Below are 22,202 nucleotides of genomic sequence, written 5' to 3' on the forward strand. Positions count from 1 at the left end.
ATCATGAAGAAAATTTTAGTAGTATGTGGAAACGGACTTGGATCAAGCTTCATCATGGAACTCAACGTTAAAAAGGCACTTGAACAAATGGGAAAAGAGGCAGATGTTTCTCATACGGATCTATCGACGGCTCAAACTGAACCTGCTGATATTTATCTAGGCGCAAAAGATATCATTGTTTCGCTCGACAACGGTACACGCGATATCGTTGCACTTGAAAATGTCATGAATATCGAAGACATCAAAACACAACTTAGTACGAGACTTTAAGTAAAAACACTTAAAAGAAGGGGGGACTGACCTTGCTTGATTTACTTATGCGAGATATTTTAGGAACGCCAGCAATCCTGCTCGGTATATTTGCTCTTGTTGGATTACTGTTGCAAAAAAAGGATATTGCGACAGTGGTTTCGGGAACACTCAAGACGATCATGGGCTTTATCATTATCGGCGCAGGAGCCGGTGTCATCATCGCAGCACTCGAAATCTTTAGTAAAATGTTCGATCATGCATTCAGCATTCGGGGAATCATTCCAAATAACGAAGCAATCGTAGCAGTTGCTCAAGATGCATTTGGTGTAGAGACTGCAATGATCATGGTGTTCGGAATGGTCATGAACATTGTTTTGGCACGGTTTACACCATTTAAGTACATCTTCTTGACTGGACATCATACGTTATTTATGGCGAGTTTACTTGCAGCAATTCTTTCAGTTTCCGGATTGAGCGGTGTTCTATTAGTTGTTGTGGGTTCGATTCTACTTGGATTATGTATGGTTCTTTTTCCAGCACTCTTACAACCATTCGTTCGACAAATCACTGGTTCTGATGACTTTGCAGTTGGGCACTTTGGTTCTCTCGGATACTTTATTTCTGGAACGATCGGAAAATATGCGGGAAATAAAGAACACTCAACGGAGCAAATCAAGGTACCTAAACAATTAGGATTCTTAAGAGATACATCTGTTGCCGTCTCTTTGACGATGACGTTACTCTTTGTTGTCGTTGCATTATTTGCCGGACCAGGATTCATTGAAAAAGAATTATCGAGTGGATCGAACTATATCGTTTTCTCTATCATTCAAGCTATTACGTTCGCGGCAGGAGTCTACATCGTACTTGCCGGTGTTCGGATGTTAATTTCAGAAATCGTACCAGCATTTAAAGGAATCGCGGATAAACTCGTACCGAATGCAAAACCGGCGCTAGATTGTCCAACAGTCTTCCCATTCGCGCCAAACGCGGTCATCATCGGTTTTCTATCTAGTTTTGTCGCTGGATTGATTTCAATGTTCTTCTTACCTTTACTCGGATTATCAATCATCGTTCCTGGATTAGTGCCTCATTTCTTTACAGGTGCTGCTGCCGGCGTATTCGGTAATGCGACTGGGGGAAGACGGGGTGCAATACTTGGATCGTTTGCAAACGGTATTCTCATCAGCTTTTTACCAGCCTTCCTTCTACCGTTACTCGGAAATCTCGGTTTCGAAGGAACGACATTCGGAGATTCTGACTTTGCATTCGTCGGAATTTTGATTAGTTGGATTGTTTCTCTATTTAGTTAAATAAGCGTATTGATTACTTAGCTCGTTATAAAAAAAATGAGCGATTCATTTCTACTCATCGAAAAAGACCTGACGCTTCTGAAATCATTCAGAAGCAGTCAGGTCTTTTTAATTGCTATGTAAGCGATGGACGATCCGAATGATGTCTTTTTTCGGACGGTCAGGAAACCTGAGACACAACGTCTCGACACACTTCACAGGATCCTCATTCTCTAACAAGCGGAGGGCTTCCTTTACGACTGGATCATGTGATTCGGTGACTTCGGAAGATTTAGCAGTCAAATCTCCTGATTGATGAATCAGGTAAAACAATACCGTATGTACGGACGCAAGTACGATTTTCGTCGCGAGAGAAATCGTGATGGACTCAATGTAGAGATCCATCCAAAGCAAGACACTTAAACTTACCCAAAAATTCACTACGGCAAAGAGTACGTTCGAGATAGGGCGCTTAAAAAGGCCACCGAACGCACGCATCGTTCCGTCGAAGATGACGCTAACAAGTAGACTCGCGAGATAGAAACATAAGAGAAACACAAGGCAACCAACGAACGAGTCGTAGGAAACATCTCCGACGGATAAAATCAGCCCATCGATCATTAGCAAAGGAAGCACCAAGAGGAGAGCGAGAAACACAAGCGAGACGGAGGAAACCAGTCGTGACATAACATCATTCTTTCAATACGAATCGTCTTGTTGCACAAGAGACATATCCTACAGATTAGGATACCGTTTAACGTATTTGATTACAATTATTTACAAAAAAGAGACGTGCTCAGAACGTTCTCTGTTAATTGTGGAAACCCTGTCAAAAAGCGCTTAAAGTCCAGTCAACATCTAGATTATTCATTGACAATCCTTATCTTTCCCTCTTACAATTGAAAATGATTATCAATACAAGTTGGGGGATCTGCTTACAATGAACGTTAACCGTAAAAAATTACTGATTTCTACCGTCTCGATCCTGTCTTTGACATCATTATTGATCGGCTGCTCGAACCCGGGCGAGTCGACAGGAGAGCGAAAAGATAAAGATACATTGACGCTCGCGTGGCCACGCGACGTTGGAACGATGAACCCACACGTCTATAACCCATCACAACTGTTTGCACAGTCGATGATCTATGAGCCACTCGTCCACTACGGCGAAGGTGGAAAGCTTGAGCCATACTTAGCCTCATCTTGGAAGATTTCTGAAGACGGAAAAACGTATACGTTCACGCTCCGTGACGGCGTCAAGTTCTCAGACGGTTCGACGTTCGACGCAGCCATCGTCAAAAAGAATTTTGATGCGATCCTTAAACAAAAAGCCTTACATAGCTGGCTTGGGTTCATCACGAAAATCGAGAAGACGGAAGCGGTTGATGCGAAGACATTCCGTCTGACATTATCCGAAGCCTATTACCCGACGATTCAGGAACTCGCGGTCGTCCGTCCGGTACGTTTCCTCGGAGAGGCTGGATTCCCGGAGAACGGCGATACATCGAAAGGTGTCAAAAAGGAAGTCGGGACAGGTCCATGGATGCTCGACGAGTACAAACCGGATCAGTATGCGACGTTTAAGGTTAACAAGAACTACTGGGGACCGAAGCCGAACGTCGATCACATCAAGGTCGACATCATCCCGGATGCGGAGACACGTGTCTTAGCACTCGAAAAAGGACAGGTTGATCTGATTTACGGGGAAGGGGCGATCAGCATCGATGCCTTCAACCAGTTGAAGACGGATAAGTCGTACAAAACGCAGATGTCTGAACCAGTCGCGACGCGTCTCCTCGTCTTGAACACGAAAAATAAACGTCTGTCTGACGAACGCGTCCGCCAGGCGTTACAGCACGGGTTCGATAAAGCCGCCCTCGTTGAAGGGATCACGTCGGGATTAGAAGCTCCAGCTGATTACTTGTTGCCACCGAACATGCCGTACACATCGAACTTGAAAGTGAAGCAACGGGATTATGACGTCAAGGAAGCGAATCGTCTTCTTGATGAAGCAGGCTGGAAACTGCCAAAAGGCGAGAAGGTCCGCGTCAAGGACGGTCAACCGTTGCAAATCGGGATGATGTATGACGCAGCCGAACAGGTCCAAAAGGCGATGGCCGAGACACTTCAGTCGGAATGGTCGAAAATTGGTGTCGAGCTGAAGACAGAAGCCGTCGAACTACCGGATCAAGTCCAGCGCTTCAAGGATAACCGGTTTGATATCAACTTCTACAGTAACTTCGGTGCACCGTATGATCCGCATACGTTCGTGAACCTGATTGATACGGATGGCTTCGGCTTCAAGGAAGCGATTTCGGCTTATCCGAATAAAGAACAACTCTTGCAAGAGATCAAAGATGTCTTGAAGACGACGGACGAAACAAAGCGTCAGAAGATGTACGCCGACATTCTGCCATCGCTCCAAGATCAAGGTGCGTTAATTCCAATCTCGTACTTGAAGAAGATGGCGATCTATCAATCGGATGTGACGAACTTCCAGTTCCCTGCGAACCGAGACGAGAGTCCATTCGCGCGTATCGGAATCAAGTAAAGGAGGGATGACATGGGGGTCTTCCTCGTCAAACGTATATTATCCGTCATCCCGATCTTGTTACTTGCTGTCTTGATTCTGACCGGGTTAATTCATTTGTCACCGGTTGATCCGGCACAGGCCTATCTATCTGCTGCCCATATCCAACCGACGGATGAACTGCTCGCGGCAAAACGAGCAGAATTCGGGCTCGATCAACCGTTTTATAAACAATATATCGATGCCGTCATCCGCTTGGCGCAGCTTGATTTCGGAACATCGTATCTATCGGGTAAACCGGTCCTTGAAGATGTCTTGCTCCGCTTACCACCGACAGTCGAACTGGCTTTGACGAGTCTGTTGCTGGCGCTTGTCATCAGTATTCCACTCGGGTTCCTTGCCGGCATTAAGAAAAATGGCTTCTTTGACCATCTGAGTCGGGGAATCGCCTTCATCGGGGCTTCGATTCCGTCGTTTTGGCTCGGATATCTGTTCATCTTTTTCTTTGCCGTAAAGCTTGATTGGTTTCCGGTCGGGGGAACAGGAAGCGTAATGCACTTGATCTTACCGGCATTGACACTCGCGTTTCCATTGATTGCCCTGTATACACGCTTGCTGCGCGGAAGTGTGATTGAAGCATTGAATGAACCGTATGTCTTGTTTGCCCGGACACGTGGATTAAAGGAAGGACGGATTCTTGGTAAACACGTCCTTCGGATGGCGATTCCGCCAATGATCACGGGTCTTGGGATGAACCTCGGGAAGTTGCTGACGGGAACGATCATCGTCGAGACCGTTTTCTCGTGGCCTGGCTTCGGTCGCTACTTCATCGAAGCGATCTTTGATCGAGACATGCCGGTCATCCAAGGCTACGTCTTTCTCGCGGCACTCGTCTTCATCGGCAGCAGTTTGCTCGTTGATATCATTCAAGCCGTGCTCGATCCACGACTAGCGAAAAAAGGAGGAGCAGTATGAATACGCCACTTCCAGCAACGATGATTCGGTCGCGATATACACCGCTTCTTTATCTCTGTGCCCTCGTCTTGATTGGCATGGCAGGCGTTGCGTTGTTTGCACCGTGGATTGCGCCGCATGATCCGAATCTAGTCGACTTGACGCAAAAGCTTCATGGACCTTCGTCAGCCTATCCGCTCGGAACCGACCAGCTCGGACGTTGTCTCTTGTCGCGCTTGATCTATGGTGCGCGGATCTCACTCGGGTGTGCCGTGTTGATTTTCATCGCCTCACTTGCAATCGGATTGTTCGTCGGAACACTTGCCGGCTATCGTGGCGGTTGGGTCGATCAACTCTTAATGCGTCTGTGCGACGGTGTAATGGCGTTTCCGAGTCTGATACTCGTCCTCGGTCTAGTCGGTATCTTTGGTCCGGGTCTCAAGCAGGTCATCATCGCCTTGATGCTCGTCCAGTGGGTTTATTACGCGCGGATGTTCCGCGGAATGGTCATGACGTTGAAGACGGAAGCGTTCATCGCGGCTGCTCGCGTCAACGGTTCATCTTCATGGAAGATCATCCGGACGCACATCCTGCCGAACATCTTACCTCCGCTACTCGTCATTGGGACACTTGAGATGGGCTGGGCGATCATGGATATCTCGGCGATGTCGTTCCTTGGGCTTGGTGTCCAGTCACCGACAGCCGAGTGGGGCGCGATGATTCATGAAGGAAAATCGTACATCCGGACGAATCCGGAATTGATGATTTATCCGGGACTTGCGATCATGCTCGTCATCATCAGCTTTAATCTAGTAGGAGAACAGTTAGCAGAACGATTCGGTGTATCAAAAACGATGAAATGAGAGGAGGTGCCCGTATCAAACCGATCTTAGCTGTCGACGGTCTGACCGTCCGTACGAAACAACAAGTAACATTGATCGAAGGGGTGACGTTCTCGATTCAACCAGGTCAAATCCTCGGTCTTGTCGGAGAAAGTGGTTGTGGGAAGACAGTGACGAGTCTTGCGTTGATGCGTCTGCTTAATCCGCAAACAACAGACGTGACCGGTGATATCCGACTGAACGGAAAATCAATCCTTCCCTTATCGGAACGCGCTGTTCGGTCGATTCGGGGTGGTGAGATCGCATTCATCATGCAAAATCCGATGAGTGCCTTCACACCGGTCTACTCGATCGGGCACCAGATGATCGAGACGATTCAAACCCATTCACGTTGTTCAAAGCGTGAAGCGAAACAGCAAGCGATGACGGCACTTGAAGAAGTTAATCTAACAGATGCCGCCCGGTTGCTCAAAGCTTATCCGTTCGAGCTGAGTGGCGGGATGTTGCAACGGATCATGATCGCTTTAGCCGTCGCCCTTCGCCCGAGCGTCCTGATTGCCGACGAACCAACGACCGCGCTCGACGTCTTCAATCAAAAGACGGTTCTTGAGTTACTTGAACGGATGCGGGCGACCTACGGAACGGCGATGTTACTCATCTCGCACGATCTTGGTGTGATCGCTGAACTTGCAGACGAAGTCCTCGTCATGCAACAAGGACGGATCGTCGAACAGGCGGATGTCTTTGAATTGTTTGATCGACCGCAGCATCCGTATACGCAGTCACTTCTCGCACAGCATATCGGAAGGGAGGCGTTCGGATGAGTCTACTGCAAATTGATCAAGTCTCGCATGTCTACAAGCGCCGGTTTCAACCAGCACAGATTGTCTTACACGAAGTCTCATTGACGCTTGAAGCCGGACGCTGTCTCGGGTTGCTCGGATCGAGCGGTGCCGGGAAAAGTACGCTCGGACGACTATTGCTCGGACTCGAACGTCCCTCGAGCGGAACGATCTGGTTTAACGGTGTCGATCGCCACGCGACAAAACGTCCGTTTCAAGGTGACGTCCAAGTCGTCTTTCAGGACTCGTTTGCTGCCGTCAATCCGAAACTGACAGCGGCTGATATCATTGCGGAACCGCTTGATAACTTCATTCGTTTAAAGGGAGATGCGCGGCAACAACGTCTCGTCACGCTTATTGAACAAGTCGGACTCAAGGCAACGGATTTGACGAAATATCCGGCGCAGTTCAGTGGCGGGCAACTGCAGCGGATCGCGATTGCGCGAGCGATTGCTGCCGAACCACGCCTGATCGTGTTAGACGAAGCGGTCAGTAGTCTCGACATGGTCAACAAACGATTGATTCTCGCTTTGCTAGCTGATTTAAAGCGAAAACACGGCTTAACATATGTCTTCATCACCCATGACATTAAAGCTGCCGAGCAACTCTGTGACAGCTTTGCAATTTTGGAGCAGGGACGCCTTGTCGGTCATTACCCGAGTCTAGTGGCGTTCGATGCTGCGACGGATCCTGCCGTTGAACGGATGCGTCAAGCGAAGCTTGCCATGCACCCAAGACAACGAACGATTCGAAAGACACAACCAAACAAAGGATAACGGACTGCTGAACGCCTCCGTTATCCTTTTTTGTTGTAGAGTCGGATCAGTAAGCCGTTTTTCGGAACCGAAGTGTCGACCAGCCGAGTGTGAGGACAATCCAAACGAGACAAGAAATGACACCGAACAGATGGGACGAAGAAAAAAGCGACGTACTCGATGGAACCGACAGAAGCGCACTAGGCATAAAGAATAGAATGTCTGGCATTAGTGAAGGCAGTGCAACAAGTAGTAAGGAAACGACGAGCGATAGGATGCCAATTGGTACAGCGCGTTGCAAGAAGGTGCTGATCAGTAATGTCAGACTAACGACGAATAACGTCCAAAGACTAAAATCGAGGATGATGCGTAGCGCAAGCATCGGCGAAAGGAATCCGAACCAATAGACGGTCAGACAATAGGACGTGAGTGCCCCGATTAGAATTCCGAATAAACTGATCATTCCGTGACTGAACCATTTCGATAGCAGATAGACATTCCGAGAAACGGGACGCGTTAAAATGAAATCCTGCATGCCGGTTTGGCGATCTGACGCTAGCAGTCCCATGAAGCTCATGATCAGAACGATCAAGCCAAGCTGATTGAACTGTCCATGAATCGTTGCGCTGAAGACGTCAAGTGATTGCGGAGCAGGACGATTTGGGTCAACAATGATGCCATCCGCGTTTCCGACGTGTGCGAGTAAGACATCCATATACATCAACAGTAATGGTTGCGTCACGCCGAGAGCAATGAAAAACAGCGGTAACCAGACGATTTTCCATTCTTTCCACGCTTCCAACCACTCGGTCAGCGTCAGTGTATAAAACGTCCTCATACGTCCGCCACCATGTCGAGGAACCGTTCCTCGAGTCCAATCGGTTGATAGGCGATCGAAGCAATCGACCATCCCTGTTGAATCAAGGTGGTCGCTAACTCTGAAAGATCAAGTGGCTGCTGTGCGGAGAACTGATAGCAGCATGGGTTGATTCGATTAATCTCGACTCGTGGAAATAGCGTCGCAGAAAACGGTAGGACAGGTGTAAGCGTCTCGACTTGAATCCGGTATTGATCCACGTTGCGTTGATTGTCGAGCGGACCAAGCAATTTTCCATGTTTGATGACGAGGAAGCGGTCGCAACATGTTTTCGCATCTTCTAAGAGGTGTGTCGAGACGATGATCGTCATCCGTTTCTTTAAACGGAGGATCAACTGATTGATATCATGCCGACCACTTGGATCAAGGGCGGAAGCTGGTTCATCGAGAATCAGAAATGTCGGTTCATGTAAGATCGCTTGGGCGATCCCGAGACGTTGGCGCATCCCGCCGGACAAGCATTCGATGACTTCTGCTTGTTGAGCGTGTAGTCCCACTTCTTGTAAGACAATTGGAATCCGCTTATTTAACGTTGCGCGATCAAGCCCCGACAAGCGACCGAAGAAACGCAGGGACTGTTCGCACGTCATCCAAGCTTTAAAGTCGGTCTGTTGTGATAAATAGCCGATTGATTGCTGCTGTTGCCGGATGGGGCGGGAAGACATCGTGATGGAACCACGATCACTCTCGATCATGCCGCTTAGACATTTCAGAAGTGTCGTCTTTCCGGCACCATTTGGACCAATCAGTCCGAGACATTCATGTTCGTGAATCGTAAAGGAAATATCGTCTAGAATGAGACGTCGTTGAAGTGAAAGCTGGAGATTGGAAATCTGAATCATGCCGTCGTCCTCCTTCCGATGACGAAGTAAAGAATCGAGCCAATCGGTTGGACGAGAAGAATGACCATTAACCATACCGCCGGTGTCGCAATCCGGTCCTTGCGTCTAAACCAATCGATACAGGCGCAGCTGAGTAGAATCAGGTTGATGGAGATGTAAATCAATAATAGGGGCAAAAAGCGTTCCCAGTCGATTTGTGATAAGGCAGAGAAATCTGTATTCATGAAACACCCTCCTTTTCTATTTCCATTATCAATAATGAAAATAGAAAAGTCAATAAAAGATGTACTGATAAAAAAACACTCTCCTGAATAAAGAGAGTGTTTACGGTAAGATGACGAGCGAGACAGTCCGTTCTTTTGCTTGGTCTTCCGTCTCTAAGTGATGATATTTTTCGAGCAAAGTCTGCATTTCCTCTTGGAAATCATTAAAGGTTTCATCCGTCAGTTGCAGTTTAGCAATCGAGAACGTCGAATAGTCCTGACCTTCCGTTTGAACGGTCTGTTCGAAGTATGTTTGGTACTGCTGTAAAACATACATGAAGTAGAACGAGACGAAATTCACTTTTTCGTCGTACGTCGCACTGTTCCAGTCTGCTTCGCTAATTTGATAACCGCTTGTGTTTAAGGCATAAATTTTCTCCTCGACTTTTCCGACACGATGGACGGCAACGACTTTCAACAACTGATCGTCCATCATCGCATTGACTTGCCGGTACAAGGTCGACTGCGGTACATCCGTTAAGCGTTGATTCAATTGCATGATTGATAAACCATCTTCGAGATCAATCAATTCGAGCGCAATCTTAAAACGGACATGGTTTTTGAAGAGATTAAAGTTCACGTCGTGTTCCCCTCCTTCATTTAATCGTTTCCTAAAACTATCTTAGCATGTTTTTGGAAACATTCTTAAAAATGATAATGAAAAAAGAGGAAATGTGATGCCTCTCTTGAATGATTTATACTAGAATATTGTAAAGAAAGGAGTCATCATATGAAAAATATAAGTTATCGCTATGGTACATATGCACTCGTTACTAGTTTTTTCTTATTCTTCATCGTTCAATTATTCCAAGCGTATATTGAATTATCACCCGAATTTCTAGGAGAAAACCTTGGAGAATACGGTTTATCGTTTTTCCCGATAAGTGCATTGCTCGTTGGACTCGTATTATTTATCCACGGCTGGTGGAGTGAAGATGAAAAAAAGCAGCATGAAAAACTAGCTGCAAAAAATCAGCAAGAATCGAAGGAATCGGTGTGAAATCATACCGTTGATAGAGAAGACCGACAACGAATTTTCGTTGCCGGTCTTTGTCATTTCATATGCCTTGTTTCGCAAATCGTTCAATGGCGAACGGTGCGATCGGTTCATTCGTCGATCGTTCCATGATCAATTCACTAAGGACTTTTCCGACCAAGCTGCTGAACTTGAATCCGTGACCGGAAAAGCCGGCGGCAATCGCGATGTGCGGATAGTCCGGGTGCAGATCGATGATGAAGTCCTCATCTGGCGTCATCGTATAAAGACATGTTTTGCCATGAGATAAGGTATCGATCGAGGGTATGAATGTGTTCGTGAACTGTCGTAAATCTGCCAGATCACCGGCTTCTTGACCAAATGGACGGCGTGGATGATTCGGATCAACCGGGATGCCGCCATCGTGGCGTCCGATTTTCAGACCGGCTTGAGCGATGCTTGGAAAACCGTAATAATAACCGGCGGGTGTATCAAAGGCAAAAGCAGGGAACGCCGCATCGTTAAATACTTCTTCCGCTGCTTCAAACCAGGCAAACGTCTTTCGGACCGGGCGAAGCGGTAAGGAGAGGCCGGTCTGTTCGAGCAACGGACCAGACCAAGCCCCGGCTGCGACGATCAACGCGTCAGCTGAATAGATGTCTGATCCAACCGTCACGTTAACACCAGTGGCATGAGCAGTAAGCGTCGTCACTGTTGCATTCGTCCGGATGTCGACACCGTTCGCGACAGCAAGATCGCGATACGCTTCAATACAATCCTCGCACTTCAATACACCAGACGTCGGTTCAAAACAACCGATATAATCGTCGGGCATCGTTAAGCCGGACCAGCGGGTTCTAACTTCCTCAGCCGTCAGGACCTCGAGCGGCAAATCATACTGCTCAGCACTCTTGATGATCGTCTGCATCGAGCGGGACGAGCGTTGACCAGCGTTCAAGACGCCAGTGTTTAGGAACAAGTTCCGACCGCTGATCTGTTCTAACTCGTACCATAAGCTTTGCGCAGCTAACGCGAGCGGTACATAGGCTTCACCTTCACCATAGGCATGGCGGATGATCCGTGTCTCCCCGTGATGACTTGCTTGATCATGTGGCGGATTGTGGGCATCTAACAGTAGAATGTTTTGATTGGTTTGTGAAAGATAGTAGCCGGCTGCCATTCCCATGGATCCGGCACCGACGATGATGACATCATATTGGGACATTTGGTTCGACTCCTTCGTATGTATATTCATATCAGTATAAAGTGAGAACCAAAACATGACAAATGTGACATCAAATCTCGAAGCGACGGGCTTCTTGTTCTAAGTGTTCCGTTCGTGCGTTTAAATCACCGACGAGCGTACGTAACGTCGTGATCGTCGCAATCATCTGTTCAGACGCAGCGGCGACTTCCTCGTTACTTGCCGTATGCTCTTCCGCAACAGCGGCAATTTCCGTCAAGGCATTGCGAATAAATCGCTCTGCCTGCAAGACGTCTTCCATCTGTTGCGTCATCTGCTGTGTTGCTGACGAGACGTGCGTGACTTGATCCGTCAATCGTTCGAACGTTGTATCCGTATCAAGGACGATCTGCTTACCGGCTGCTGTTGCTTCAACCGTTGTCTTGAAACTGTGTTGCATCTGCTGCGCACTGTCTTCAATCGACGTGACGATTGTTGCGATTTCACTGACACTACTTGCGACGTGGCTTGAAAGATTCTTGACTTCGGTCGCAACGACGGCGAAGCCTTTGCCTTGTTCACCAGCCCGTGCTGCTTCGATCGCGGCATTGAGGGCGAGTAGATTCGTCTGCTCGGAAATACCTCGGATGATGCCAACGAGTGTTTGAATATCTGATGATTGCTGTTTCAGAAGATCAATCTGTTCAGCAGACTGGGTGACGTGCTGGTGAATGTGGCGCATCTGTTCAACGGACGCAGACATTTGATCCCGTCCGACTCGTGTCAGTATTGCCATCTGATCCGTCGTTCCTTGAATTTCGACACCAGACTGATTCGTCGTCTCGATTAATGCTGCGAACTGATTCATCTCGTCATTCAATGAAAGCGTGACTTGCGTCTGACTTTCAGTTCCCGTTGCGATTTCCGACATCGTATGAGCGATTTGCTCAGATCCGTCGAGTACTTCTGATGTACTTTGATCAATCGATTGACTCGTCGTCGAGACGAGAGTGGCTGTCTGTTTAATATCAACGATCATCGTCCGCAGCATCTCATTCATATCACGAATCGAGGTCGCAAGCGCATAGATTTCGTCCTTTGAAGCGATTGTCAAATCGCTCAACGTCTGTTTCGCCTGATTCAGTCGTCCGTCGGCAATCAAGGCGGCGACTTTCTGTAACGTCTCGAGCGGACGTAATTTTCGACCGAGCACGATGTAGAGCAAGACGAGGGTGATCGTTAACAGCAGGAGCATTAACCCGATGAAAATCGGAGCGTTTTGTTGTAATAGATCCGTCGTAAGCGCATTGACTTCCTTCGCAGCGATGTCGGTTCCAAGAATACCGATGACTTGACCGGACGCATCTTTTAACGGAACGTAGATGCTCATATACTGTCCATTCACAGGATCATTAATGATGTCCGTCGCATGTGTGTCGCCTTTTAATACATCCTGCATATCCGCGACTTTTGCACCGCTTGCTGGCGCATCAATTTTAGCCGCATCTTTCTTTGGGAGACCGTCAATCAGCAAACGGACCTTATTTTGGTCGATGCGTACTGTGTATGCATACAGGAGTCCGTTTTGCTTACGTAATGTATCGAGTTCGTTTCGTAACGTTTCATATTGCTCAGACGCGATAGGCGATTGTAGAAATTCGCTGTAAGCCGCCGTGTCGAATGTCTTGCTGATGCGAAGCGCGTCCTTTTCGGCGGTCGCTTTAAGCGTTGAAACCGCAGTTTGCTTCGTATTGAAGTATAAGGCCAGACTACTAAAAACAAAAAAGGCAATCAAAATTAAACTAATCATTACTAAAAGGCGTGTTCGGATGGAATGGTTCTTGGTTGTGTTCTTCACGTGTAACTAGTCCTCTCAACTCATATTTTCTATCTATAATTCATTTATCGGTCGGTAAAATACATATTAAACAGGACCTTTTAACGATTTTTTTTATGCCACCGCTGGAAGACAAACTATTTCTTCTAAAAAAAGGATTTATCAAGAATGATTCAGGGCACATATTAAATAGAAAAAAATACAAATTGAGGGAAGAGGGATCGAGATGGAAAGTGAAGTCGATCATCGAATCAAAGCAAGACATGTATATGAAAATGAATTACGAAGACATGCGGTCAGCACAAAAAAGGCAACCTTTCGATTAATGACGTGTTTACATTGTCAATCGAAAATCCTGTTGAAACAGGGACATCAGGACACACATCAATGTGATAGGGCGTAAATTACTTGACGGACTGCAGGTTTCGTAATAGAAGTTGTTGGATGCAAGCAAGTAAGGAACCAACTGTCAAAGGGATAAGGATTAAACTAATACCAACGAGGATCAAGCCAGGTGCATCATCGATTTGACCGATGTAAAAAAAGACAGGGAAGACGCATAAGGTCATTACTGAAATCACGTAACAATTCAGCTTCAATGATTGGATGGAAGATGTGATTAAAGGCAATGGAAGCGGGTCCGTCACAAAGTATTGCAATAGCCGCAACATTTGAATCAAAATGAACAGGACTGGAATCAACACGATATAAGCCATGATCAATACGAAGTAGCCAGGGCGTTCGAAGAGCAATTGTTCTGAAAGTCCATGCCATACAAGAGGAATTCCAATACCAGCTATGCATAACAAACCGATCAGGATACAAATCATAATGAATTTTAAATAACGAACATGCCAAATGAGCCGGTTCATGATTCACGCTTCCTTTCAAGTCGGACACTTTCTTTTAGTATACTTCATAAAATAAAATGTTATTAAAATTTTAAAGGTAGAGTACATGTGGATCTCAAGCAAGTATTTAGAGATGAAACATACCGCAGAAAGGAGCTATACTATGCGACGAAATCAACATATCTCCCCGCATCCCAAAGGCGGTTATCAAGTGAAAGCAGCCGGAGCGACCCGAGCAACAAAACGATTCGAGACACAGAAAGAAGCTATCGCAGAAGGGCGACGGATTGCGAAAAAACAAAAAACAGAATTATTGATTCACAATAAAGAAGGACAAGTTCGTGAAAAGGATTCGTATGGGCATGATCCTTTCCCGCCAAAAGGATAAAAAGCACTTCCTGAATGTATAGGAAGTGCTTTTTTTTACTCTACTAAAAATCGGTTTGAATTATGTGTGGCAGGGAAAAATAATTTAAACAAGTATAAAGGAGATATGTTTTATGGCTGAGGCGAACTTTTCGATTGAACATACGAGACAACTGGATCACGGAGAACAATCCTATAAAGGAAACAATAAATTACTCAACAAAAAAATCTTAATTACAGGCGGAGATTCAGGTATCGGTCGAGCCGTTGCCATTGCTTATGCGCGGGAAGGGGCAGACCTGGTCCTTTCATACTTACCTGAAGAGCAAGCAGATGCCGAAGAAGTAAAAGCACTGGTAGAACAAGCAGGGCGTACAGCGTATTTAATTCCAGGTGACCTATCCGATGAAGCGTACTGCGTTCAACTCGTCCAAGAAGCACATCAATGCCTAGGCGGATTAGATTCGCTGACATTAATTGCAGGGACACAGAACCCTGTAGAGCATATTTCAAATCTTGAGACAAAACAACTTAAAAGAACATTCGAAGTCAATGTATTCTCTGCATTTTGGATGGTGAAGGCAGCAGTTCCATTTTTGAAGCCTGGATCGACAATCATAACGACTACATCGGTTCAAGCTTATCATCCAAGTGAAATATTGCTAGACTACGCATCGACAAAATTTGCTTTAAATGGCTTTACGCGAGGTCTTGCGAAACAATTAGCACCGAGCGGCATACGTGTCAATGGTATTGCACCTGGTCCCATTTGGACGCCACTTCAGTTCACAGGAGGATTACTGCCGGATCAGATGCAGGATTTCGGAAAAGACACGCCACTCGGGCGTTGTGGTCAGCCTGCTGAACTCGCAAGTACTTATGTGCTACTTGCCTCAGACGAAGCAAGTTACATCACAGCACAAATTTATGGAGTCACTGGTGGGATTGAATTAGCTTGATGGAGTGAGGAGGAAGTGGCATGGATCAGTTTGGTGTTCTGACACATTATAAATGCACAGAAAATGATCAGGAAGCTTTATTTCAAGTATTGAATGAGCTACAACAACTTGTCTTGGAACAATCCGAATGTATTTTATATACGATTAATGTGTCAGATAAACAATCGGAGACGATTCTCACATACGAGATTTGGAGTTCCGCAGCTGCGTATCAAGACTCGCTCTCGCATGAGCTACAAAAATTCGTTCCGCTTGCTCCTAGTCTACCGGTAGTCGTAGTAGAAGAAACAAATACTTTTCGAGTTCATATGTAAGAACATTTTAGTTACTTTCCATGTCAGACGATCAATCCTGAACGATAAAAAGAAATTCAAGCAACTTGAGATAAAGATCAAAGCACTTTCTGATGAACAGAGAGTGCTTTTTCATATTAAATTTGAATCTGAAATGTCAATAGTTTTTGACATGATGAGAGAAGTTCATTACAGTGGAGATGTAAAAAGAATTTGACACGTCGTGGAGGAATGAACGTGAGAAACCACATCAAGGAGCGACGTCTAGCAGCAAAATTATCGCAACAAGAACTGGCTGACCGCTGTCAGGTCAGTCGCCAGACGATCAATGCGATTGAAAACAACAAGTATGATCCGACATTACAATTAGCATTTAATATCGCCAAAGTCTTACGAACACAAGTCGATCATCTGTTCATTTCAGAACAGGAGGAATGAGATGTCTAAGAAAAAAACAGTTCTATTTTTAGTGACGCTCGTGATACTTGCGAGTCTTACTATCATTAGTATGATCTTCGAAAACAATGTAACGTTCTTCTCGCTCGTGCAATTGGCTATTCTGATGATCATGTTCTTCTCGTATTTTACGTGGGCACGGTCAGGAGAGGACGAGCGTCCGGTACCTGATGATGAGCTCGGCAAAAAGATTACGGCGGAGAGTGGACTTATTAGCTATAAAATCCTGATTGTCCTGATTTTTGGATGTATCTGTCTCGATTACTTTTTACATAAATCAGCGAATCTGTTATTGATCGTCTTATTCGCGATTGCTTTAGTTATCTTACCGATCATTGAGTTCATGAAAGCACGATCTTATCGATGAAAAGGAATGATAGTTGAGCATCTGTAGGAGAAATATTGTAATACATTATAAAAAGACACATTCTAAGTATTAAGAACATGTCTTTGTTAGTGGAAAATGTTGATGAACAATAGCGGATTTTCAATCGAGGAGGACAACCGACGTGGAAGAGTTAGAGTACCGGTTGCGAAAATATATTGCTGTGATGGACTTTGAGAAAGCAGCGAAACTATTTTTGGAGTTAACGGAAAAAAAGCGATTCGACATGATCCTTAGTGTAGGGTTTGAGACGTTTAATCTCACTATATATGCTTTTATGAATTATTTACTACAACACCATGAATCAAGTGAGATACATGATCTGACATCTTCATTGATGCTACATCCACTTTGTCATCTCGAGGGAGCTTGCGTAATCGCTTTATTCCATGCCAAAAAAGCAGCCGAACTAGATCCTGATAACATCGATTTGTATATCAGTTTGTTGATGTTTGAAAAGCATCCCGATGTCTGGTTTGCACAATCAGAAGTAGAAGAAGTCTACCGACGGATAAAAGACTTAGAGTCCAGAAATCTAATGTGAGACCTTAGACAGACCAATCACTCTGCAATAACGAGTACATATACAAATCATCAAATTGACCGCGTGTTTTTTCATATTGACGAAGCAACCCTTCACGCTGAAAACCAAGTCGTTCAAGCAATCGTTGCGATGTGGCATTATCGGGTAAAACGAGTGCTTCGATTCGGTTGAGCGAAAGTTCCTTAAAACCATATTCGATCACCGCAAGCGCTGCTTCCTTCGCGATGCCTTGTCCCTGATAGGCAGGGTTCAGCTCAAACCCGATTTCAGCCCGCTGATGGCGTTCCGATTGATTCAAGAAACCGCAACTACCGATGATGACATCGTCTTCTGATAAAGCGATCCCAAAACGGATGCCCGTACTCTCACGACGAATCGAAGCGTACCAATCAATCTCTTCGAGGGCGTCAGCTTCCGATTGAAAGGGAGCGAGTCCCATCTGTTTGACGACGTGTTCGTCTGATAAATAAGCAAGGACACTCGTAGCATCTGTGGGTAACACTTCGCGTAAGGCGAGACGGTTCGTTTTAAGCGTTGGGAAAGTATGTACCATTCAAAAAAACTCCTTTTCAAGAAAATGTAAAAAAAGTGTTGTTTAACGTTTAAGGCATATGGTAAGATTCTCCACAACAAGAGCATATCATTTCGTTGACGAGAAAGAGTAATGATTGTTTCTCTGCCTTACAGAAAACCGGGATTGCTGAGAACCGGTAGCCAGATCAATCATGAAGATCCTCTCTGAGAAGTCACGCTGAACCATTCAGTAAGTGTGACCGGGTGTCCACCGTTACATGGAATGCACATGATAGTGTGCAACTAAGTGCTGTCGAGAACAAGCATTCTCGACGGAATATGGGTGATATCGCGGTGAAGTCCGTCCCTGTCAAAGGGGGCGGACTTTTTTGTATTCTCTTAGTTACCGATTAAAGGAGCGAACAAGAGATGACGTCACAAAACCAAGCAGAAACCGTACAACAACGGGAGGACCGTATCCGAAACAGATGGAAACGAGACCAGGTCTTCGCACGATCGGTTGAGCAACGCACGGAAGCAGAATTTGTATTCTATGAAGGTCCACCGACTGCTGCGGCATGGGAACTGCGAACGATTCGCGAAGAGACGTGCAATTGTTATTTCTTTGAGAAGATGGGTTACCGATTGACCGGTGTCAGTCAACCGCTCAATGAACGAGCGACACTCGTTTCGTATCAAAAATCCGTGTCTCAGTGAGTTTGTTTTGTCGGAAGGAAGAACCACCACAGATTCGTCACCAAAGCAGAGAGAACGGCAAAATTAAAAAGATAAAGGCAAAAGAAGAAGACGAACTCGCCGATGTCCTCAAGGTTAGCTAACGGATTATCGACCAAGTACGATTCGTGACTGACCCCGAAGATGAATAAAGGAAAGAAGACATAGAAGTATCGTTTCCAAAAGAATGACGCACGACCGGTTTGAGACATATGAGTACCTCCTGAAGGAATGACACGCTTCTTCTGTCCGGAAGAAGCGTGTGTTCATTTACGATCAAGACGGTATACCGACAATCTCGACGTGCCGCGTGACAGTATCAAACAAGCGTGTCCGCGTATCGTTATGAGACAACAGTAACGGCTCACCGGTTTCGTCATAGACGAAGGCAATCGGAATTGAAAAACCACAGTTACGGTACGAACCATCGGCATGACTCGTCCCGATCATGAGCGCTTGTTGCGCCTGACTGATGATACGCGCTACACCGGACCACTCGACGTATTGTTCTTCACTAAACATGCCGACACCGATCGGATTGAAGATGAAATCAAGTTCGGATTCTTCGCGCAGTCCATCGTTTCTTAAGAAGATTTCGCGGCAAAGGACGTACCCATAACGGGACGACCCGTCGTTTACTGTTGATGGTGTATAAAGAGGTCCAGCTTCTGGTGTTTTTGCGCGATCAAGAAGAATTGTACCAGTCGCATCAATAATGACGGCGCGATCGAGATTCGTCGTATCTTTGTAACCTAGGACGACAGCTGTTTTGAACTGCTTGGCAAGATATTGTACGCGTTCGAGTTCATTGACCGTACAATACCCTTCCGGATAGACGATCAGATCGACTTCAGGATAAGCGGCGATTTCACGTTCGAATTGCTCGAGTCCGGTCTCGCGTTTTGGTTGAGCGATTAATAATTTCATCAAAACATCCTCTCAGGCATAAATATATCTGAAAAATCAGACTTTCCATTCGTAATGATTTTACCATTAGTGGTAAAATAAAGCATATCGCTTTTTGATAAATTTTACTGCAATTAAAGGAAGGTCATCAGCTTGAACATTTTAAAAACCATTCTTGTGACACGTCATCTACAAGCAATGAAAGATTTTTACATAAATCAGATCGGATTCCCGCTCGTCTCGGAAACGAACGATTCGTTTACGATGCAAATCGGTACGGATCAGCTGACATATCGACAGACGGATGATGTTGATACGCAATACCATATGGCGTTCAACATTCCGGAAAACGTCTTCCAACAAGGAAAAGCGTGGCTCGTAGAACGGACACCACTTTTGATCGAAGACGGACAGGATGAGATTTATTTTGACTTCACGGATTCGCATTCCTGTTACTTTTATGACCCGGATGAGAACGTCTTGGAACTGATCGCGCGGCATCAAATCAATCCGTCTAAAGCGGAACTGACGTTTGATGTATCCGACATCCTCGGAATCGGCGAGATGAGTCTGACGGTGAAAGACGTGCTTGAAGTGGGTGAGCAGTTAGCAGAAATCGGCGTTCTCGAGCGACGGGAACGTCCGCTCAACGGCGCGTCACTCAACTTCCTCGGACCAGTCGCGGATGGAACGCATATCTTGCTCGTCCCGGAAGGACGGACATGGTTGTTCTCACCGAAGACGGCGAAGGTCAGTCCGATCGAGATGGAACTCGACGGCAGACATCGGGTCCGGCTTGATGCAGCGGGCGTATGGCATCAAAGTGCCGTTTCTTCATAATTCATTATTCTAAAAAGTGAGGGAAGTAAGATGAACAAAGCGGTGAATGCGAGTATTGCGTTCGGATTATTGTTGTTCGTGTGTGGATTCTTTTTCTTGTTTGGCTATTTGACCCGGTCAATGCCGATTCAGCAAGGCGGTGACCCGGTCATCTTACCGGTCGCAGCACTCCTCGTTCTCCTACCGTTCGTGATCCGTGAAGGCATGCGCGTTTTGACGTATGTTACGTTGACACGTCGACAGGTCGGCGTACTCATTTTATTTGCAATCAGTGGAATCATACTAAGTAGTTGGATTGAGGTGCAGCAGAATGTTGCCGTAATCGATTTCCGTTCCCTCTTTACGATTCATACGTACGTACTGTTCGTTTCGGGCATCATCTTGTTATGTCTCCTATTGACGGGACTCAAACGGATGCGCGTCCGAACGAAAGTGATTTAAATGGAAAAGGACTGAATGACATGGGATACATCTCAGAATTACGCAAACTCGTCGGCACACGACCGCTCGTCTTGGCAGGGGCGTGTGTCATCGTCGTCAACGATAAACAAGAAGTCTTATTACAACTTCGGCAAGATAACGGTTGCTGGGGACTCGCTGGTGGAGCGCTTGAGATCGGTGAGACGCTCGTAGAAACAGCCAAACGAGAATTAAGGGAAGAGACCGGTCTTGAAGCGGAGCATCTCGAATTATTGAACGTCTATTCGGGTGATGCGTTTTACTATAAGTATCCGCACGGGGATGAAGTCTATAATGTCATCTCAGCATTTCTGTGTACGGCGTATACGGGTGAAATCGTTCGGGATCCGTCAGAAGTTGCGGAATTACGCTTTTTCGCTATCGATCAGCTACCAGAAAACCTCAATCCACCGGAACGACCGATCTTGATGGAGTATGTTAAAAAACAACGGACAGCGCATCACGTCTCTATTTGAAGCAAAGGGTAAAACAAAAATCTTGAATGAACTTTTCATTCAAGATTTTTTGTTGCACTGGGACGCGTTTCAGCCTGAAGCATCAAGAAGACGATAAAAGATGGAAAAGTGATGCGTTTATTAGAAGGATTGGCTGGATGATTTGAGAAACGATATAACGAAATAAGTGATAGGAGAAATATGGCGATGACTAACGTAAATAAAGGTTCTACCGCAACCGTGATGACAATCTCTGACGAACGAGTACGCAAATACTTCCGCGAATCGATTGAAACACAGCGAATCGTACAGGAATTTCGTATGCTTGAAGAACTTGAGCGGACGACTATCCCGACGCCAAACGTATATGCCGTTGAATTAGAAGATTCGCCGTGCATTGAGATGCAACGGATTGACGGCAACGAATTGTTAGACCTGTTTGAACCGGAGCGAATAACCGTGCTCCTCGCATCCTTCGCAATGTTACATCAAAAAATCCATCAGCATCAATTGCGTGTAGCACCTAGGTGGCACGATGTCGCCAATCAAAAAATACGTCATCTATCACCCCGGTTACGCTTGAAGGCGGAACGATTGTTAGAGACGCTTCACCTTCCACAACAGCAAGGATTGCTCCACGGGGACTTTCATTTTCAGAACATCCTCGTGACAGCGGATGAAAGGTTCGTCGTCATTGATTGGCATGATGCGATGACAGGTCCACCGATCGCGGATGTCGCACGGACATTGCTCTTACTGCGAATAGCAGGTGGAACAGCAGTGCCGGACGAGGTGCGACGATACGTCTGTCGCGAATACCTTGACCGCTATCAAGCTGTTTCGTCAATTCAGCTATCGAACCTTGCAGACTGGTTACGACTCATGACGATCATGAGGACACTTGAGCAAGTACCGGATGCTGAGCAAGTACGAATTAAGGAACTGATCGATCATCCAGATCTTATCGCGTATTTCCGTTGAGAAGCGAAAGACTG

The 22,202-nt window shown here is 46.0% G+C and carries 30 protein-coding genes and 1 other annotated feature; of the genes, 19 read left to right on the forward strand and 11 right to left on the reverse strand.

Annotation, left to right across the window (positions count from 1 at the left end; genetic code table 11):
* Positions 1 to 3 precede the first annotated feature (3 nt).
* On the forward strand, positions 4 to 270 hold the full coding sequence (locus Q7C19_RS03085) for a PTS sugar transporter subunit IIB (RefSeq protein WP_290775141.1): 267 nt from the start codon (positions 4 to 6) through the stop codon (positions 268 to 270).
* Positions 271 to 302: 32 nt separating this feature from the next.
* Entirely contained in the window at positions 303 to 1,565 is a 1,263-nt protein-coding gene (locus Q7C19_RS03090; protein WP_290775143.1) for a PTS ascorbate transporter subunit IIC, read from the forward strand.
* 108 nt (positions 1,566 to 1,673) lie between these two features.
* Here the strand turns inward: Q7C19_RS03090 and Q7C19_RS03095 are convergent, their stop codons facing one another.
* Positions 1,674 to 2,231: a hypothetical protein gene (locus Q7C19_RS03095; protein ID WP_375091577.1), complete on the reverse strand. Its 558-nt coding sequence runs from the start codon at positions 2,229 to 2,231 to the stop codon at positions 1,674 to 1,676.
* A gap of 253 nt (positions 2,232 to 2,484) precedes the next feature.
* Here Q7C19_RS03095 and nikA point away from each other — a divergent pair, with 253 nt between their 5' ends.
* From nikA to Q7C19_RS03120, 5 genes are read left to right on the forward strand one after another with little or no spacing between them, the layout of a single operon-like run.
* Positions 2,485 to 4,095 (forward strand): nickel ABC transporter substrate-binding protein, encoded by a 1,611-nt coding sequence (gene nikA, locus Q7C19_RS03100; protein ID WP_290787387.1) that lies wholly within the window; start codon positions 2,485 to 2,487, stop codon positions 4,093 to 4,095.
* Between the two features lie 12 nt (positions 4,096 to 4,107).
* Entirely contained in the window at positions 4,108 to 5,049 is a 942-nt protein-coding gene (gene nikB, locus Q7C19_RS03105; RefSeq protein WP_290757121.1) for a nickel ABC transporter permease, read from the forward strand.
* Positions 5,046 to 5,891 (forward strand): nickel ABC transporter permease subunit NikC, encoded by an 846-nt coding sequence (gene nikC, locus Q7C19_RS03110; RefSeq protein WP_374120232.1) that lies wholly within the window; start codon positions 5,046 to 5,048, stop codon positions 5,889 to 5,891. The genes nikB and nikC overlap by 4 nt, the downstream gene beginning before the upstream one ends.
* A complete protein-coding gene (locus Q7C19_RS03115; RefSeq protein ID WP_375091578.1) occupies positions 5,888 to 6,694 on the forward strand; it encodes an ABC transporter ATP-binding protein in 807 nt (268 codons plus the stop codon). Before nikC ends, Q7C19_RS03115 begins: the two co-directional genes overlap by 4 nt.
* Positions 6,691 to 7,488 carry an ATP-binding cassette domain-containing protein gene (locus tag Q7C19_RS03120; RefSeq protein WP_375091579.1) on the forward strand — a complete coding sequence of 266 codons (798 nt, stop codon included), beginning with the start codon at positions 6,691 to 6,693 and terminating at the stop codon, positions 7,486 to 7,488. Before Q7C19_RS03115 ends, Q7C19_RS03120 begins: the two co-directional genes overlap by 4 nt.
* A 46-nt stretch (positions 7,489 to 7,534) precedes the next feature.
* Here the strand turns inward: Q7C19_RS03120 and Q7C19_RS03125 are convergent, their stop codons facing one another.
* From Q7C19_RS03125 to Q7C19_RS03140, 4 genes are all read right to left on the reverse strand, one after another.
* Entirely contained in the window at positions 7,535 to 8,305 is a 771-nt protein-coding gene (locus Q7C19_RS03125; protein ID WP_375091580.1) for an ABC transporter permease, read from the reverse strand.
* A complete protein-coding gene (locus Q7C19_RS03130; RefSeq protein ID WP_375091581.1) occupies positions 8,302 to 9,186 on the reverse strand; it encodes an ABC transporter ATP-binding protein in 885 nt (294 codons plus the stop codon). Before Q7C19_RS03130 ends, Q7C19_RS03125 begins: the two co-directional genes overlap by 4 nt.
* Positions 9,183 to 9,410, reverse strand: a complete 228-nt coding sequence (locus Q7C19_RS03135; protein ID WP_290787375.1) for a PLDc N-terminal domain-containing protein — start codon at positions 9,408 to 9,410, stop codon at positions 9,183 to 9,185. Before Q7C19_RS03135 ends, Q7C19_RS03130 begins: the two co-directional genes overlap by 4 nt.
* 100 nt (positions 9,411 to 9,510) lie before the next feature.
* Positions 9,511 to 10,029, reverse strand: coding sequence for a transcriptional regulator (locus Q7C19_RS03140; RefSeq protein WP_375091582.1), 519 nt, complete (start codon positions 10,027 to 10,029; stop codon positions 9,511 to 9,513).
* Positions 10,030 to 10,179: 150 nt separating this feature from the next.
* On the opposite strand from Q7C19_RS03140, the gene Q7C19_RS03145 reads away from it, so the two are divergent.
* A complete protein-coding gene (locus Q7C19_RS03145; protein WP_329470694.1) occupies positions 10,180 to 10,449 on the forward strand; it encodes a hypothetical protein in 270 nt (89 codons plus the stop codon).
* A 58-nt stretch (positions 10,450 to 10,507) separates the two neighbouring features.
* Here the strand turns inward: Q7C19_RS03145 and solA are convergent, their stop codons facing one another.
* From solA to Q7C19_RS03160, 3 genes are all read right to left on the reverse strand, one after another.
* Complete coding sequence (gene solA, locus Q7C19_RS03150; RefSeq protein WP_375091583.1) at positions 10,508 to 11,650, reverse strand: N-methyl-L-tryptophan oxidase; 1,143 nt, start codon at positions 11,648 to 11,650, stop codon at positions 10,508 to 10,510.
* A 70-nt stretch (positions 11,651 to 11,720) separates the two neighbouring features.
* Positions 11,721 to 13,418, reverse strand: coding sequence for a methyl-accepting chemotaxis protein (locus tag Q7C19_RS03155; protein WP_375091584.1), 1,698 nt, complete (start codon positions 13,416 to 13,418; stop codon positions 11,721 to 11,723).
* 431 nt (positions 13,419 to 13,849) lie between these two features.
* Positions 13,850 to 14,317: a DUF2975 domain-containing protein gene (locus Q7C19_RS03160; protein WP_290787355.1), complete on the reverse strand. Its 468-nt coding sequence runs from the start codon at positions 14,315 to 14,317 to the stop codon at positions 13,850 to 13,852.
* A gap of 142 nt (positions 14,318 to 14,459) precedes the next feature.
* On the opposite strand from Q7C19_RS03160, the gene Q7C19_RS03165 reads away from it, so the two are divergent.
* From Q7C19_RS03165 to Q7C19_RS03190, 6 genes are all read left to right on the forward strand, one after another.
* Positions 14,460 to 14,684 (forward strand): DUF2188 domain-containing protein, encoded by a 225-nt coding sequence (locus tag Q7C19_RS03165; RefSeq protein ID WP_375091585.1) that lies wholly within the window; start codon positions 14,460 to 14,462, stop codon positions 14,682 to 14,684.
* Positions 14,685 to 14,796: 112 nt separating this feature from the next.
* The gene (locus Q7C19_RS03170) at positions 14,797 to 15,621 is read left to right on the forward strand and encodes an SDR family oxidoreductase (protein WP_290787348.1); all 825 of its coding nucleotides are present in this window, start codon (positions 14,797 to 14,799) and stop codon (positions 15,619 to 15,621) included.
* Positions 15,622 to 15,641: 20 nt separating this feature from the next.
* The gene (locus Q7C19_RS03175; protein WP_290787345.1) at positions 15,642 to 15,935 is read left to right on the forward strand and encodes a putative quinol monooxygenase; all 294 of its coding nucleotides are present in this window, start codon (positions 15,642 to 15,644) and stop codon (positions 15,933 to 15,935) included.
* A 210-nt stretch (positions 15,936 to 16,145) separates the two neighbouring features.
* Positions 16,146 to 16,352, forward strand: a complete 207-nt coding sequence (locus Q7C19_RS03180) for a helix-turn-helix transcriptional regulator (RefSeq protein ID WP_375091586.1) — start codon at positions 16,146 to 16,148, stop codon at positions 16,350 to 16,352.
* A gap of 1 nt (position 16,353) precedes the next feature.
* Positions 16,354 to 16,737, forward strand: coding sequence for a hypothetical protein (locus Q7C19_RS03185; protein WP_375091587.1), 384 nt, complete (start codon positions 16,354 to 16,356; stop codon positions 16,735 to 16,737).
* A gap of 142 nt (positions 16,738 to 16,879) precedes the next feature.
* Positions 16,880 to 17,299, forward strand: a complete 420-nt coding sequence (locus tag Q7C19_RS03190) for a hypothetical protein (protein WP_375091588.1) — start codon at positions 16,880 to 16,882, stop codon at positions 17,297 to 17,299.
* Positions 17,300 to 17,303: 4 nt separating this feature from the next.
* Here the strand turns inward: Q7C19_RS03190 and Q7C19_RS03195 are convergent, their stop codons facing one another.
* Complete coding sequence (locus tag Q7C19_RS03195; RefSeq protein WP_375091589.1) at positions 17,304 to 17,852, reverse strand: GNAT family N-acetyltransferase; 549 nt, start codon at positions 17,850 to 17,852, stop codon at positions 17,304 to 17,306.
* Positions 17,853 to 17,938: 86 nt separating this feature from the next.
* Positions 17,939 to 18,184: a binding site (T-box leader), on the forward strand.
* A 57-nt stretch (positions 18,185 to 18,241) separates the two neighbouring features.
* On the opposite strand from Q7C19_RS03195, the gene Q7C19_RS03200 reads away from it, so the two are divergent.
* Positions 18,242 to 18,529 (forward strand): hypothetical protein, encoded by a 288-nt coding sequence (locus Q7C19_RS03200; RefSeq protein WP_375091591.1) that lies wholly within the window; start codon positions 18,242 to 18,244, stop codon positions 18,527 to 18,529.
* Here Q7C19_RS03200 and Q7C19_RS03205 read toward each other — a convergent pair.
* Both Q7C19_RS03205 and Q7C19_RS03210 read right to left on the reverse strand, forming a co-directional pair.
* Positions 18,523 to 18,759 (reverse strand): hypothetical protein, encoded by a 237-nt coding sequence (locus Q7C19_RS03205; RefSeq protein ID WP_375091592.1) that lies wholly within the window; start codon positions 18,757 to 18,759, stop codon positions 18,523 to 18,525. The two genes, Q7C19_RS03200 and Q7C19_RS03205, sit on opposite strands and share 7 nt — an antisense overlap.
* A 64-nt stretch (positions 18,760 to 18,823) precedes the next feature.
* A complete protein-coding gene (locus Q7C19_RS03210) occupies positions 18,824 to 19,474 on the reverse strand; it encodes a hypothetical protein (RefSeq protein ID WP_375091593.1) in 651 nt (216 codons plus the stop codon).
* A gap of 132 nt (positions 19,475 to 19,606) precedes the next feature.
* Between Q7C19_RS03210 and Q7C19_RS03215 the strand changes: the two genes are divergently transcribed.
* The 4 genes from Q7C19_RS03215 (at position 19,607) to Q7C19_RS03230 (ending at position 22,188) form a co-directional block, all read left to right on the forward strand.
* A complete protein-coding gene (locus Q7C19_RS03215) occupies positions 19,607 to 20,293 on the forward strand; it encodes a glyoxalase (protein WP_235513996.1) in 687 nt (228 codons plus the stop codon).
* Between the two features lie 30 nt (positions 20,294 to 20,323).
* Entirely contained in the window at positions 20,324 to 20,734 is a 411-nt protein-coding gene (locus Q7C19_RS03220) for a hypothetical protein (RefSeq protein ID WP_035408367.1), read from the forward strand.
* Positions 20,735 to 20,754: 20 nt separating this feature from the next.
* Complete coding sequence (locus tag Q7C19_RS03225) at positions 20,755 to 21,228, forward strand: NUDIX hydrolase (RefSeq protein ID WP_375091594.1); 474 nt, start codon at positions 20,755 to 20,757, stop codon at positions 21,226 to 21,228.
* Between the two features lie 186 nt (positions 21,229 to 21,414).
* Positions 21,415 to 22,188, forward strand: coding sequence for an aminoglycoside phosphotransferase family protein (locus Q7C19_RS03230; protein ID WP_375091595.1), 774 nt, complete (start codon positions 21,415 to 21,417; stop codon positions 22,186 to 22,188).
* Positions 22,189 to 22,202 lie beyond the last annotated feature (14 nt).

The organism is Exiguobacterium sp. PHA03 (assembly GCF_041945985.1).
GTDB lineage: Bacteria > Bacillota > Bacilli > Exiguobacteriales > Exiguobacteriaceae > Exiguobacterium_A.

What these genes read in the sequence shown, in the direction of transcription:
- Q7C19_RS03085 (WP_290775141.1), top strand. Translation starts at nt 4, where the DNA reads ATGAAGAAAATTTTAGTAGTATGTGGAAACGGACTTGGATCAAGCTTC.
- Q7C19_RS03095 (WP_375091577.1), bottom strand. Translation starts at nt 2,231, where the DNA reads ATGTCACGACTGGTTTCCTCCGTCTCGCTTGTGTTTCTCGCTCTCCTC.
- nikA (WP_290787387.1), top strand. Translation starts at nt 2,485, where the DNA reads ATGAACGTTAACCGTAAAAAATTACTGATTTCTACCGTCTCGATCCTG.
- nikB (WP_290757121.1), top strand. Translation starts at nt 4,108, where the DNA reads ATGGGGGTCTTCCTCGTCAAACGTATATTATCCGTCATCCCGATCTTG.
- nikC (WP_374120232.1), top strand. Translation starts at nt 5,046, where the DNA reads ATGAATACGCCACTTCCAGCAACGATGATTCGGTCGCGATATACACCG.
- Q7C19_RS03115 (WP_375091578.1), top strand. Translation starts at nt 5,888, where the DNA reads ATGAGAGGAGGTGCCCGTATCAAACCGATCTTAGCTGTCGACGGTCTG.
- Q7C19_RS03120 (WP_375091579.1), top strand. Translation starts at nt 6,691, where the DNA reads ATGAGTCTACTGCAAATTGATCAAGTCTCGCATGTCTACAAGCGCCGG.
- Q7C19_RS03125 (WP_375091580.1), bottom strand. Translation starts at nt 8,305, where the DNA reads ATGAGGACGTTTTATACACTGACGCTGACCGAGTGGTTGGAAGCGTGG.
- Q7C19_RS03130 (WP_375091581.1), bottom strand. Translation starts at nt 9,186, where the DNA reads ATGATTCAGATTTCCAATCTCCAGCTTTCACTTCAACGACGTCTCATT.
- Q7C19_RS03135 (WP_290787375.1), bottom strand. Translation starts at nt 9,410, where the DNA reads ATGAATACAGATTTCTCTGCCTTATCACAAATCGACTGGGAACGCTTT.
- Q7C19_RS03145 (WP_329470694.1), top strand. Translation starts at nt 10,180, where the DNA reads ATGAAAAATATAAGTTATCGCTATGGTACATATGCACTCGTTACTAGT.
- solA (WP_375091583.1), bottom strand. Translation starts at nt 11,650, where the DNA reads ATGTCCCAATATGATGTCATCATCGTCGGTGCCGGATCCATGGGAATG.
- Q7C19_RS03155 (WP_375091584.1), bottom strand. Translation starts at nt 13,418, where the DNA reads ATGATTAGTTTAATTTTGATTGCCTTTTTTGTTTTTAGTAGTCTGGCC.
- Q7C19_RS03160 (WP_290787355.1), bottom strand. Translation starts at nt 14,317, where the DNA reads ATGAACCGGCTCATTTGGCATGTTCGTTATTTAAAATTCATTATGATT.
- Q7C19_RS03165 (WP_375091585.1), top strand. Translation starts at nt 14,460, where the DNA reads ATGCGACGAAATCAACATATCTCCCCGCATCCCAAAGGCGGTTATCAA.
- Q7C19_RS03170 (WP_290787348.1), top strand. Translation starts at nt 14,797, where the DNA reads ATGGCTGAGGCGAACTTTTCGATTGAACATACGAGACAACTGGATCAC.
- Q7C19_RS03175 (WP_290787345.1), top strand. Translation starts at nt 15,642, where the DNA reads ATGGATCAGTTTGGTGTTCTGACACATTATAAATGCACAGAAAATGAT.
- Q7C19_RS03180 (WP_375091586.1), top strand. Translation starts at nt 16,146, where the DNA reads ATGAACGTGAGAAACCACATCAAGGAGCGACGTCTAGCAGCAAAATTA.
- Q7C19_RS03185 (WP_375091587.1), top strand. Translation starts at nt 16,354, where the DNA reads ATGTCTAAGAAAAAAACAGTTCTATTTTTAGTGACGCTCGTGATACTT.
- Q7C19_RS03195 (WP_375091589.1), bottom strand. Translation starts at nt 17,852, where the DNA reads ATGGTACATACTTTCCCAACGCTTAAAACGAACCGTCTCGCCTTACGC.
- Q7C19_RS03200 (WP_375091591.1), top strand. Translation starts at nt 18,242, where the DNA reads ATGACGTCACAAAACCAAGCAGAAACCGTACAACAACGGGAGGACCGT.
- Q7C19_RS03205 (WP_375091592.1), bottom strand. Translation starts at nt 18,759, where the DNA reads ATGTCTCAAACCGGTCGTGCGTCATTCTTTTGGAAACGATACTTCTAT.
- Q7C19_RS03210 (WP_375091593.1), bottom strand. Translation starts at nt 19,474, where the DNA reads ATGAAATTATTAATCGCTCAACCAAAACGCGAGACCGGACTCGAGCAA.
- Q7C19_RS03220 (WP_035408367.1), top strand. Translation starts at nt 20,324, where the DNA reads ATGAACAAAGCGGTGAATGCGAGTATTGCGTTCGGATTATTGTTGTTC.
- Q7C19_RS03225 (WP_375091594.1), top strand. Translation starts at nt 20,755, where the DNA reads ATGGGATACATCTCAGAATTACGCAAACTCGTCGGCACACGACCGCTC.
- Q7C19_RS03230 (WP_375091595.1), top strand. Translation starts at nt 21,415, where the DNA reads ATGACTAACGTAAATAAAGGTTCTACCGCAACCGTGATGACAATCTCT.